This is a genomic window from Streptomyces sp. NPDC002130 (genome assembly GCF_040296465.1).
In the GTDB taxonomy this organism is placed as follows: Bacteria; Actinomycetota; Actinomycetes; order Streptomycetales; family Streptomycetaceae; genus Streptomyces.
In genome coordinates this window covers 1-11651 of the sequence record NZ_JBEOXI010000245.1, presented here as the reverse complement: position 1 = coordinate 11651, position 11651 = coordinate 1, and the positions used below count along the sequence as shown (strand labels likewise).

The window sequence follows — 11651 nt, the reverse complement described above, 5'->3', positions numbered from 1 at the left end:
CCGCGGGGGCCCTCGCCATGGCGTTGCCCGGGCGGCCCGAGCCGTGGTCCGTGCATCTCATGCGCCGGACGGCGGCGCCCGCTCCCTACGGGGAGCGGGCCCACCGCCGTATCCGTGCCCCGTCGCCGTGTCCGAGCCACCGCCCTGTCCGAGCCCCACCGCCGTGTCCGAGCCCCGTCGCCGTATCCGTGCCCCGTCGCCGTATCCCTGCACCCGCCACTGGGTCCACGCCCCCGCCGCCATCTCCCTGCACCACCGCCGGGTCCGTGTCTCCGCCGCGGTATCCGTGCCCCGACCGCCGTCACTGCCGTCACTGTGTCACCGCGGCTGCGGAAGCAGCCTGTCCGGTCCCCCCTGCCGCTCCTCGCGCAGCTTGGTGCGCAGTTTCCGCTCCTTCTCGGACAGCGGTCCGGGCGCGACGGGCGGCGGTACTCCCTGAACCGTCTCTCCCGGTGGTACCGGCGGCTCGTAGTGGGTGGGGGCCGTGCGGACGGTGAGGGCCGTGGTGCCGATCAGGGCGACCGTGAAGGCGATGGCGGCCCGGGTCCAGAAGCGGGCCCGGCGTTCCCCGCGCCTGCGCACGACCGGCGGTTTGGCGGCCCGCAGTCGCTCGGTGGAGGCGAGTTCGACCAGCCGCCAGTGGAGCGTCTCCGGGTCCGCGAGCTCCGGCAGCCGCTCGGCCAGCGCCTCGCGCGCGTGCGCCAGCCGGTTCGCGGCCGCACGGGTGCTGGCCTCCGTCTCCGCCGCCGTCTCCGGCAGGCCGAGTCCGACCCCGTCGTAGAGCACCAGCGTGCGGCGGTAGGACGGCGGGAGCTTCAGCAGGGTGTCCATCAGCGCCCGGTCGAACGCGTCGGGCGGCGGCCGTTCGGGGAGCCGGAGGCGCGGCCGGAGCCGGTTCCACGGGGAGAGCGCGCACTCGTACGCCATCGCGCGCACCCAGCCCGCCGGGTCGCGGTCGCGGGCCACCTCGGGCCAGCGCTGCCAGGCGATCTGGAAGGCCCGCTCCACCGACTCCCGGGCCGGTTCGCGACCGCCGGTCAGCAGATACGTCTGCCGGACGAGCGCGGGGGCGCAGAAGGCGTACAGCGCGTCGAAGGCCTGATCGGGCGTCAGCGCGGTGACGGCGTCGTCCGGCCGGCGCGGTGGCTTCGTACGCGGGCGCTCGGCGAGGATGACGCGGTGTCCGTGCGGGACGGGGGTGCGGCTCCGGTCGGGGACGGTGACGGGGCCTCGGCCCCGGTCCTTCGCGGCGGGCCGTTTCGGGCCGGTGGCTGCGGCCTTGCGCCGGGCCCGGGCGGACCGCCGTGCGGACGCAGCCCCGGGTGACGGTTCCGGGTCGTCCGAGTCGGTGGTGCCCTCCTGAGGAGGCGTCACCTCCGCCTCGTCTCCCAGTGAGTGGAGCAGCTTCGCGTACTTCTCCCCTTTGCGGCCGCGTGGCGTGGAGCGGCCGGTCTCCCACCCGCGCACCGTCTCGATGGTCACGCCCACCCGGGAGGCCAGCTGAGCCCGCGTCAGCGAGGCGGCCTCGCGCAGGCGTCGGCGTTCCTTGGGCGGGGGGAGCGGGAGGGCGGGGCTCTGCGTCACAGGGCTCGCCTCCGTCCAGAAAAGTACATAAGCGTATTTTTAGCGACACAGCGAGGGTTCGCCTGTTACGCCGGTAAAGCGCGTGTCGTTGGGAGCATGGCGGTCGTGATCGAGATGACCACTCGCCGACGTTCGCCGTCACCCCTGCTCACCCGGATGCGCGACCGTTCACCCGGACTGGGCGACGGCTTCATGGGGGGCGCGCTCGCAGCGGGCCTCGGGCTCGCGTCGTTCGCCGTGCTCGTGACGCTGCTGTGGATCAGCTCGCCGTACCCGGACAGCGGGCCCGGTGGCGCCATGCATGTGGCGGCGGCGCTGTGGCTGCTGGCCCACGGTGCCGAGTTGGTCCGCACCGACACGCTCTCCGGCGTCCCCGCCCCCCTCGGCCTGCCGCCCCTGCTGCTGCTCGCACTGCCGGTGTGGCTGCTGCACCGGGCGGCGCGGGACGCCACGGACGGCGGGGGCGGGGACGAGGGCGACGACCTCGAGGAGGACGCCGACGGGAGCGAGGGCCCGCCCCTGGTCTCCGCCCGCACCGCGTGGACGGGCGTGGTCCTCGGCTACCTCGCCGTCGCCGCGCCCGCCGCCCTCTATGCCGCAGGCGGTGTGCTGCGGCCGTCGTGGGCGTGGACGGGGGTGTGCGTTCCGCTGGTCGCCGTCGTGGCGGCGGGGGCGGGCGTGTGGTCGGCGTACGGCCGTCCCGGCCGGCCGCTGCGGCGGCTGCTGGGCGTGCTGCCGTCGGGAGTACGCCCGCTGGTGCTCGGTCCGGACAGGCGCCCGGGCCTCGCCGCCCGGGCCGCGGCGGCCGGGGTTGCGGTGCTCCTCGGGGGCGGTGCGCTGCTGGTGGCGGTGTCGCTGGTGGGGCACGGTGCGACGACCCAGGCGGGGTTGCTCCGGCTGACCGAGGGGTGGTCGGGGCGGTTCGCCGTACTGCTGCTGTGTGTGGCCCTCGTGCCGAACGCGGCGGTGTGGGGCGCCGCCTACGCCCTCGGCCCCGGCTTCGCCCTCGGCGCGGGCCATGCGGTCGGCCCGCTGTCCTCGGCACCGGCCCCGTTCCTGCCGCCGTTTCCGCTGCTGGCGGCGGTGCCGGAGGCCGGGGAGGGGACGCCGGCGCACTGGGCGGCCGGGGCGGTGCCGCTGGTCGCCGGGGTGGTCGTGGGCTGGACGGTGGCGAAGGGGGCGGCATCCGGGGAGCGCGGCGGGACGCGACCGGGTGGTACGCGGGTCGCGCCATGGTCGGCCGGCCGCACCGCCCGTGCCGCCGCACTGGCATCGGTCCTGTGCGCGGCCGTGCTCGCGGCACTGGCCGCGCTGTCGGGCGGCCCGCTCGGTTCTGCCGTGCTGTCCCGCTTCGGCCCGGTGTGGTGGCAGGTCGCCGCCGCGACGCTGGCCTGGCTGGGCCTGCTGTCCATCCCCACGGCGGTGGCAGCCCGGGCCTGGCGGTGCCGGACGCCCGGGTCGGAGGAGCCGAAGATCGGCGAACAGCGGAAGAGGAAGAAGTCGACCGAGGGTGCCCGAGAGCAGCGGCGGACCCGCAAGGGCAGCGACCGCGGCCGGTCCACGCGCACCGGAGTAGCGGGGATCGCGGGGGTGGCCGGGGGCACGGAAGCCGCCCAGGGCGTTTGGGGAGTGGGTGGGACGTGGGGTGCCGAGGACCGCGAGGGTGCTCGGGGAGTGGGTGGGGCGTGGGGTGCCGAGGACCGCGAGGGCGCTCGCGGAGCGGGTGGGGCATGGGGTGCCGAGGACCGTGAGGGCGTTTGGGGAGCGGGTCGGGCATGGGGTGCCGAGGACCGCGAAGGCGCTCGGGGATCGGATAGGGCTCGGGGTGCCGGGAGCCACGAGGGCGTTCGCGGAGCCGGTCGGGGTGGGGGAGGCGAGGACGCCGGAGGTCTCTGGGGCGGCGGCGCGGATTTCGATGCCGTTCGGAGGGGCGAGGGCACCGGGCGCGCCGGGCGGGGCGCCTCGATGGCCGACGGGAGGTCGGCGCCGCACGCCTCGGACCCCACCCAGGACGCGCTCCACGCCCCCTGCACACCCTACGAGTACGACGCCCTGCACGGCCTGCGCGAACCGGACCGCGAGACGGACTTCGAGCTCTACGACTTCCTGCCGTCCGACCCGGCCCCGGGCCGGCACGAACCCCCGGCCCCGCCCGACCGGTCCGCCCCGCCGGAAGCCCCCTGAAGCCTCAGTCGTTCGTCCCCAGCAAGCCCCGGAGCTCCTCCGGCAGAAGCTTGGAGCAGGACTGCTTCGCCTCGTTCGTGAGGGCGTCGGTGGTGCACGTGTAGTAGTCGCGGTAGACCAGCTGCGCCGTGAAGGACGCGGCGACCAGGGCGATCGCCAGGGACGCCGTGACCAGGCCGCTCACCGCCGCCGTCGTCTGGGGGCGGCCGCCGCCCTGCTGCTCGGGGGCGGGGGAGTCCGGGTCGGGCTTGCGGGGCCCCGCGCGCAGGGAGCTGATGGCCCAGTAGAGGGCGAGCGCGCCGAGCAGCAGCGCCACGTACGGCCAGCTGAAGAGGGCGAAGAAGAAGGCCCACATGCCCGACAGCAGGGCATAGCGCGCCCGGCGCTGCGCGGGATCCGCCGGATCCCAGCGCATGTTCGGGCCGCCGCTCTGGGGGCCGCCGCCCTGGCCCTCGGACCCGCCGCGGGGGCGCTCACCGAAACCGCCGGGGGAGCGGCCGGGCTGCTGGTCGCTCCACTGGCTGCCCCAGGGGGAGCGGTCACGCCCGCCACCGTCCTGGGAGCCCGGAGAGTCCTCTCCCGACGGGCGTCGCGGCTGCCAGGGCCGGTCCGGCGTGCCCTCGGGCGGCGGGGCGAAGGGGTTGTCCTCCTGGGACCCGCGGCCCCGCCCCTCCCCGCCGTCGCCGCCCGAAGGTGCGTCGGGCGGTGAGCTGGGGCGCTCCCGCAGCAGCACGGCGCCGCGCTCCCCTCCCTGCGGCGACAGCTGGGGGAACGTGAGGAGTCGCAGGCTGCGGTCCGGCATCAGGTGAGCGTCTTCCCGTTGGTGAGGAGGAATGAGTGGACGGAACGGAACGGCGTCGGACCCGGGTCCGTCACCTCCTGAACGCACCACGTCCGGACGTCGTTCCCGAACCGGCTCCGTCCAGACGCTACCTCCCGGCCCTGCCCCCGTCCCGTGGGGGCCGTCCGGTGTGCCGGTATCGTTGCTGACGGTCGGCCGGTTCGTAGGCTTCCCCGTATCCGGGGACGCAAAGCATTCGTATGAATGCACAAAGCGTCGCGCGCCGGCCACCTTGGACAGACGCTCCCCCGAGAAAGGCCCCACCGTGGCCGCCAAGCCCGTGGCCCCCCGCGCCAAGCGCCTCGTCGTGCTGGTCTCCGGATCCGGCACCAACCTGCAGGCGCTGCTCGACGAGATCGCCGCCGCGGGCGCGCAGGCGTACGGGGCCGAGGTCGTGGCCGTCGGCGCGGACCGCGACGGCATCGAGGGGCTGGCGCGTGCCGAGCGCGCGGGGCTGCCCACCTTCGTGTGCAAGGTCAAGGACCACGGCAGCCGCGAGGAGTGGGACGCCGCCCTCGCCGAGGCCGTCGCGGCGCACGAGCCCGACCTCGTCGTCTCCGCCGGGTTCATGAAGATCGTCGGCAAGGAGTTCCTCGCGCGGTTCGGGGGGCGGTTCGTCAACACGCACCCCGCCCTGCTGCCCAGTTTCCCGGGAGCCCACGGCGTGCGGGACGCGCTCGCGTACGGCGCCAAGGTCACCGGCTGCACCGTCCACTTCGTCGACGACGGCGTCGACACCGGGCCGATCATCGCGCAGGGCGTGGTGGAGATCCGGGACGAGGACGACGAAGGCGCTCTGCACGAGCGCATCAAGGAAGTCGAGCGAAGGCTGCTCGTCGAGGTCGTGGGGCGCCTCGCCCGCAACGGCTATCGCATTGAGGGACGAAAGGTAGTTATCCAGTGACCGCCGAGAGCAACAAGCGGCCCCTTCGCCGGGCGCTCGTCAGCGTCTACGACAAGACCGGCCTGGAAGAGCTGGCGCGCGGGCTCCACGAGGCCGGGGTCGAGCTCGTCTCCACCGGCTCCACCGCCGCGAAGATCGCCGCTGCCGGCGTCCCCGTCACCAAGGTCGAGGAGCTCACCGGCTTCCCCGAGTGCCTGGACGGCCGGGTGAAGACCCTGCACCCGCGCGTGCACGCCGGCATCCTCGCCGACCTGCGCCTGGAGGACCACCAGCGGCAGCTCGCCGAGCTGGGTGTCGAGCCGTTCGACCTCGTCGTCGTCAACCTCTACCCGTTCCGCGAGACCGTCGCCTCCGGTGCCTCGCCCGACGAGTGCGTGGAGCAGATCGACATCGGCGGTCCCTCGATGGTCCGGGCCGCCGCCAAGAACCACCCCTCGGTCGCGGTCGTCACCAGCCCCGCCCGCTACGCCGACGTGCTCAAGGCCGTCCAGAGCGGCGGCTTCGATCTCACCACCCGCAAGCGGCTCGCCGCCGAGGCCTTCCAGCACACGGCCGCCTACGACGTCGCCGTCGCCTCCTGGTTCGCCTCCTCCTACGCGCCGGTCGACGAGTCGCAGTTCCCCGACTTCCTCGGCGCCACCTGGGAGCGCGAGCACACCCTGCGCTACGGCGAGAACCCGCACCAGCCCGCGGCCCTCTACGTCTCCGGCACGGGCGGCCTCGCCCAGGCCGAGCAGCTGCACGGCAAGGAGATGTCGTACAACAACTACACGGACACGGACGCCGCCCGCCGTGCCGCGTACGACCACGCCGAGCCGGCCGTCGCGATCATCAAGCACGCCAACCCCTGTGGCATCGCGATCGGCGCGGACGTCGCCGAGGCGCACCGCAAGGCGCACGCCTGTGACCCGCTGTCGGCGTTCGGCGGCGTGATCGCGGTCAACCGCCCGGTCAGCAAGGAGATGGCGGAGCAGGTCGCGGAGATCTTCACCGAGGTCATCGTCGCGCCCGGCTACGAGGACGGGGCCTTGGAGGCCCTCACCAAGAAGAAGAACATCCGCGTGCTGCGCTGCGCCGACGGCCCCTCCGCCCCGGTCGAGGTCAAGCCGATCGACGGCGGCGCGCTGCTGCAGGTCACCGACCGCCTTCAGGCCGACGGCGACGACCCGGCCAACTGGACGCTGGCGACCGGCGAGGCGCTGAGCGCCGACGAGCTGGCCGAGCTGGCCTTCGCCTGGAAGGCCTGCCGCGCGGTGAAGTCCAACGCGATCCTGCTCGCCAAGGACGGCGCCTCGGTGGGCGTCGGCATGGGGCAGGTCAACCGGGTGGACTCCGCGAAGCTGGCCGTCGAGCGGGCCGGTGCCGAGCGGGCCGCGGGTGCGTACGCGGCGTCCGACGCGTTCTTCCCCTTCCCGGACGGCCTGGAGATCCTCACCGAGGCCGGAGTGAAGGCCGTGGTCCAGCCCGGCGGTTCCGTCCGCGACGAGCTGGTCGTCGAGGCCGCGCAGAAGGCCGGCGTCACGATGTACTTCACCGGCACGCGGCACTTCTTCCACTGAGCCCGGTGGTGACGGAGCGGGCCGGCGACCTCGCCGGCCCGCTCCGTATGTGTCAGCCGTCGGCCAGGCGTCAGCCGCCGGCGTTGCGTCAGCCGTCTATCTCGTACCGCCCGACCTCCAGGAAGTACCGCACCTCTTCCGGAGTGCCGTCGATGACCTCCTCGGCGGCCGCGCGCAGCGCTGCGCTGATCGTCGGGTCGGCCAGCATGCGGGCGATGGCGACGCGGTCGTCCTCGGCCCGGGCGAGCCGGTAGCCGGTCTCCAGGAAGGCGCGCAGGGCTTCGGGGGTGTTGATGTCGAGGGCCTCGTTGGCTTCGCGCTTGACGCCTCGGCCGGAGTCGGGGTTGCCGATGATGCGGACGATGGCGACGCGGTCGTCCTCGGCCTGGGCGAGGCGGTAGCCCGTCTTCAGGAACTCCCGCATGTCCTCCACGGTGCCGTCGAGCGCCGCGTTGGCCTCGCGGGTGACGCGGCGGCCCGAGTCCGGGTCGGCCAGGATGCGGACGATGGCGAACCGGAGGTCGTCCAGCGACATCTCGTCCACCGGCGTGCCGTCCGACGGCGCCGCCGCCACCGCAGCGGTCACGGGAGCCGCGCCCGTGGCGAAGGCCGGGGTGGTGAACAGGAGGGCGGGGGCAAGGGCGCCGGCGGCGACGAGCAGGGCACCGCGGGTGAGTCTCATGCGTGAACCTCTCTCCAACTGATGGGAATCGAGAGCATGTTCGCATGTTCCGCCCGGCCGGTCCGCGCATTTATGATGGCACGTCAACGACCCCGACGATGGGGTCACTTCCGGCCCTCGGGTGTGTACTCCTTCAGGAAGTGGGCGACGCGGTCGGCGTAGGCGTGTACGTCCGGGGGCACGCCGCCCGTCGCGTTCACCGTCCGGTACGACGTGCGGTACGCGGCGGCGATCAGGACCCGCCGGTCGCCGGGCAGGTTCGCGTGCAGGCGCGGGGCGATCCAGCACAGGTAGCGGCCCATCGCCGGGATGGACTCGGCGGGCGGGAAGGGAGGCCGGGGGACCGTCTCGCCGGGGGTGCCGTCCTCGTTCATCCACCAGCGCAGCACGCGTGGCGTCCAGCGGGCGATGCCGTACTCGTTGTGGTCGGGGTCCGAGAGGTCCGGGTCGAAGTCGCTCTCCACCTTCAGCATGGCGGCGATCAGGACCGGGGTGACCTCCTTCTGGTCGCAGTCGTGCGCCGTCTCGACGATCAGCAGCCGGTAGGCGGGCGGAACGCCCCGGTCGGTGCGGAGCTCGGAGGCGCCGTACGCGGCCGCGGAGACGTTCGCGGTGGCGCCGGAGCCGCTGCCGCCGCTGCTCCCGGCGCCGCCCCAGACGCTGATGCCGTAGACGAGGGCGGCCAGGGCCGTGGCCGCTGTGGTCAGGACGGCCGCGACGGACCCGCGGCGCAGGCGACGGGCGGGGCACAGACGGGGCAGGCGGACGACGCGACCGCCCGGGCCGGCGTCCGACGTCACCCGGCGCAGCAGCGCCGCGCCGCCGATGCGCTGCTGGTGCGTCCGGGTCAGACAGGCACGCACGATCTCCCGCCAGCCGTCGGGCAGTTCAGGCGACAGCCGCAGTTCGTCGACACCGCGGGCGTACGCCGCGGCCGCGTCGCGGCGGGCGGCCGGGGTGGCCCCGGGCAGCGGGAAGGAACCGGTGAGCACGAGGTGGGCGAGGACACCGAAGGCCCAGATGTCGGCGGACGGGCGGATGCGCCGGCCCCGTTCACCGATCTCGGTCCACAGGAGTTCCGGCGGGGTGTAGTCGGGGGTGGAGAAGGCCGGCGTGTAGGCGTGGGTGCCCTCCAGCTCGGCGGCCATGTTGAAGTCGGCGAGGCGGACCGAACCGTCCGCCATCAGCAGCACGTTGGCCGGCTTCAGGTCGCCGTGCACCCAGCCGGCGTCGTGCAACTGGGCGAGGCCCTCGGCGATCTGCGCGAGCAGCGCGGGGCCGGTGGCGGGCCGGGGCGTGGCGGCGAGCAGGGCCGACAGGGAGCCCTCGGCCTTCTCCAGGACGAGGACGGTGGCGCCGTCCAGGTCCGGGTGGGCCGGGTCGTCGACCGTCAGCGTCTGGTACATCCGCACCAGCCGCGGATGCCGCAGCCGCCGGTACAGCTCGACCTCCCGCTCGATCAGCTCGCGCAGGTGGGTCAGTCGGCGGGGCGTTGCCGTCCCGGTGGGCAGGAACTTCAGCGCGGCCGTGGGCGGCAGTTCGGTGCCGGTTCCGGTGCCGTCACCGACGCGCCGGGCCGCGAATCTCGCCGATACTCAGGCGAATGCCACTGCGGCGCAGGAAAACCTGACTGAGGCACGTACCGATGCCGCCGACACCATTGCCGAGTTGAACACCGAGCTCGACAACGAACCACCGAAGACCACCCGGCCCCGGAGAAAGAGCAGCTAATGCCCTCCCACGTGGTGATGTACCGGGAACGGATGGAGCAAGGCCTCGCGCACGACGCCATGGCGCGGATGAACGACATCGGCCGGCAAGTCGTCAACCACGCGCGCGCTGACTGCCCCGTCGACTCCGGGCAGCTCCGCTCGTCGATCACTCATCACGTGACCCTCGTCGGCCGAACTGCACGGATGCGGGTCGGTTCCCCGCTCGAGCGGGCGAAGTGGATCCATGAGGGCACCGGCATCTACGGCCCGCACAAGAAGCCGATCGTCCCGGTGTCGGCGAAGGCGTTGAAGTTCCCGACGCCCAAGATCTTCGGGCCGATGCCACGCGGCATGTCCCGCAGCCCAGGCGGGTTCGTGTTCGCGAAGTCCGTCAAGGGAATCCCACCGAACCCGTTCCTCACCGAAGCACTGAAGACAGTTCTCGGCACCACCAGCGTCACCATCCGCCCCGTCACCAGCTAAGGAATCCCAATGCCTCCACGCGCACGCAAAACTGCTACCAAGCCTTCACAGGCTGACGGCAACCCCACCGTCGCCGAAGTCGAAGCAGCAGTCGACATCCTCGAAACCCCGGACGTTGAACTCGACAAGCTCGCCGCGGTCAAGGACGACGAGAACCCGATTCCCGAAGAGCTGCAGTTCACTACCAAGGGCCGGACTGCGCCGGCGCGGGACAAGTCGGACTCCGAAGTCCTTTCCGTCGACGGCACAGAGTTGATCGCATTCCGGCCCGAACCAGCAGCGTGGAACCTTCTGATCGGTGCAATGTCGAAGTCCTCCAACGCAGCTGACAAGGCTCACGCGGTGTGGCGTCTCATCACGCACGTCTTCGACGACGCGTCGTTGATGTACATCGAGGATCGGTTGATGGCGCCGGGAGATGATTTCGACCAGGCAATCCTGGAGAAGATTGTCCTCGCACTGATCGATCGTTGGACTCCGCAGTTGAACCGAGCGCAGCGTCGTGAGCTCGCCGGACGCAACCGCCGCTAGGTAGTGGCTGAACCGTGGGGCTCTGACCCCACAGCATGGAAATTGGATGGCCGGGTCATGCACGTGACCCGGCCTCCGCTCGTGCAGTTGGTGAGCCTTTTGATGGCACACAGCCCGATTCACGTTGTCTTCGGAACACTCGAGAATTCAGAAGACGAGAGGTTCTTGTACGAGCAGGTAATGGATTTCGAGTCACCGGTCGGGAACGACTTGCTCAACGACGTTGCCGATCAGCTCGTAGCGGCCTGGTTCGGAATGCCGCGATGGACAGTGCAGGAAATCTGGTGGCGGGTGCTCGGTGCCTGGGCCGAGATCGACGGAGAGCTGCAGATGCGCGGCGTTGATCTGATCTCGCTGCCACCTGCGACGGCAACGAACACAGCGAAATCTGTCCTCACAAAGTGGGTTTCGGGGGACGAGGACAAGCGTGCCGCGTTCTACTCGGACCTCACCACTGAACCGCCTCGCATCTTGCTGAAGTCCCGAACCGACGAATCAACCACCGAAGCGAACGAGGCTGAGGGCTACGACTTCATGGCTGCGCTTGAGTTGGCGAACCAACACCAGCGGTGACTTTCCGCTAAACCCGCCGGGTACAGATACCCTGCATATAGAACTTTGCTGCTGGCTATGGGCCGGGCATCACCACTGTGTGATCCCGAGGAGCCCCCGGCGTGACAGCCCCGTACGCAAAAGCCGTTGTCGAAGCTGAGCTTCGCTGGGGCAATGTCGGCTCTGAGTTCGAGCGTCGTGTCCGTGTCGCTGCGGAGAAAGCAGCGAAAGCAGCGCAGAAGCATTTCGACCGGATCAAACTCGCTGCGAAGGTCGATCTCAAGGCTGATACGGGTCTGTTCGCGCGAGAGACGCGGGAAAAGCTCAAGGCGATGAAGTTCGCCGCAGACGTTTCCTTGCGCGCGGACACGTCCCGATTCCACGCCGACGTGCGAAGAGCAATCCAGAACTTGCCTGAAGCGAACGTCAGGGTAACGCTCGACGCAGGGAGCATCCAGTCGTTTGTCGCTGGGATCGAGGCACGGCTTCGGTCGGCGAGGATTACCGCGCCGGTGTTCTTGGAAGTCGGCAACGAAGCAGCGTTCCGTGCACATTTAGCCTTCCTGACTCGGCCAGTCACGCAGACAGTCAACATCGTTACGACTGGCGGCGGAGCTGG

General features: G+C 71.8%; 11 protein-coding genes and 1 pseudogene. 8 read left to right on the top strand and 4 right to left on the bottom strand.

Features of this window, described 5'->3' with window-relative positions; all coding sequences use genetic code 11:
* Positions 1–318 precede the first annotated feature (318 nt).
* On the bottom strand, positions 319–1584 hold the full coding sequence (locus ABT116_RS33285; RefSeq protein WP_351641388.1) for a sigma factor-like helix-turn-helix DNA-binding protein: 1266 nt from the start codon (positions 1582–1584) through the stop codon (positions 319–321).
* Between the two features lie 96 nt (positions 1585–1680).
* Between ABT116_RS33285 and ABT116_RS33280 the strand changes: the two genes are divergently transcribed.
* Positions 1681–3768 carry a cell division protein PerM gene (locus ABT116_RS33280; protein ID WP_351641386.1) on the top strand — a complete coding sequence of 696 codons (2088 nt, stop codon included), beginning with the start codon at positions 1681–1683 and terminating at the stop codon, positions 3766–3768.
* Positions 3769–3772: 4 nt separating this feature from the next.
* Here the strand turns inward: ABT116_RS33280 and ABT116_RS33275 are convergent, their stop codons facing one another.
* The gene (locus ABT116_RS33275) at positions 3773–4570 is read right to left on the bottom strand and encodes a hypothetical protein (protein WP_351641385.1); all 798 of its coding nucleotides are present in this window, start codon (positions 4568–4570) and stop codon (positions 3773–3775) included.
* A gap of 304 nt (positions 4571–4874) precedes the next feature.
* Between ABT116_RS33275 and purN the strand changes: the two genes are divergently transcribed.
* Together purN and purH are read left to right on the top strand one after the other, a co-directional pair.
* Positions 4875–5513, top strand: a complete 639-nt coding sequence (gene purN / locus ABT116_RS33270) for a phosphoribosylglycinamide formyltransferase (RefSeq protein ID WP_351641384.1) — start codon at positions 4875–4877, stop codon at positions 5511–5513.
* Positions 5510–7072 (top strand): bifunctional phosphoribosylaminoimidazolecarboxamide formyltransferase/IMP cyclohydrolase, encoded by a 1563-nt coding sequence (gene purH, locus ABT116_RS33265; RefSeq protein WP_351641382.1) that lies wholly within the window; start codon positions 5510–5512, stop codon positions 7070–7072. Before purN ends, purH begins: the two co-directional genes overlap by 4 nt.
* Positions 7073–7160: 88 nt before the next feature.
* Here the strand turns inward: purH and ABT116_RS33260 are convergent, their stop codons facing one another.
* On the bottom strand, positions 7161–7754 hold the full coding sequence (locus tag ABT116_RS33260) for an ALF repeat-containing protein (protein ID WP_351641380.1): 594 nt from the start codon (positions 7752–7754) through the stop codon (positions 7161–7163).
* Positions 7755–7858: 104 nt separating this feature from the next.
* Positions 7859–9319: pseudogene (locus ABT116_RS33255) on the bottom strand (protein kinase domain-containing protein); the annotation flags it as partial.
* Here ABT116_RS33255 and ABT116_RS33250 point away from each other — a divergent pair.
* The 5 genes from ABT116_RS33250 to ABT116_RS33230 form a co-directional block, all read left to right on the top strand.
* A complete protein-coding gene (locus ABT116_RS33250; protein ID WP_351641379.1) occupies positions 9258–9485 on the top strand; it encodes a hypothetical protein in 228 nt (75 codons plus the stop codon). The pseudogene ABT116_RS33255 and the gene ABT116_RS33250 overlap by 62 nt on opposite strands.
* Positions 9485–9949 (top strand): hypothetical protein, encoded by a 465-nt coding sequence (locus ABT116_RS33245; RefSeq protein WP_351641377.1) that lies wholly within the window; start codon positions 9485–9487, stop codon positions 9947–9949. The genes ABT116_RS33250 and ABT116_RS33245 overlap by 1 nt, the downstream gene beginning before the upstream one ends.
* A gap of 9 nt (positions 9950–9958) precedes the next feature.
* Positions 9959–10480, top strand: a complete 522-nt coding sequence (locus ABT116_RS33240; RefSeq protein ID WP_197941455.1) for a hypothetical protein — start codon at positions 9959–9961, stop codon at positions 10478–10480.
* A gap of 81 nt (positions 10481–10561) precedes the next feature.
* Positions 10562–11053, top strand: a complete 492-nt coding sequence (locus ABT116_RS33235; RefSeq protein ID WP_351641375.1) for a hypothetical protein — start codon at positions 10562–10564, stop codon at positions 11051–11053.
* Positions 11054–11154: 101 nt separating this feature from the next.
* Positions 11155–11651: hypothetical protein (locus ABT116_RS33230; RefSeq protein ID WP_351641373.1), on the top strand; the 497-nt coding region annotated here is incomplete at its 3' end.

Bases quoted from the DNA above. Each gene is read 5' to 3' on its own strand.
- ABT116_RS33280 (WP_351641386.1), top strand. From the start codon at position 1,681: ATGGCGGTCGTGATCGAGATGACCACTCGCCGACGTTCGCCGTCACCC.
- ABT116_RS33275 (WP_351641385.1), bottom strand. From the start codon at position 4,570: ATGCCGGACCGCAGCCTGCGACTCCTCACGTTCCCCCAGCTGTCGCCG.
- ABT116_RS33260 (WP_351641380.1), bottom strand. From the start codon at position 7,754: ATGAGACTCACCCGCGGTGCCCTGCTCGTCGCCGCCGGCGCCCTTGCC.
- ABT116_RS33245 (WP_351641377.1), top strand. From the start codon at position 9,485: ATGCCCTCCCACGTGGTGATGTACCGGGAACGGATGGAGCAAGGCCTC.
- ABT116_RS33240 (WP_197941455.1), top strand. From the start codon at position 9,959: ATGCCTCCACGCGCACGCAAAACTGCTACCAAGCCTTCACAGGCTGAC.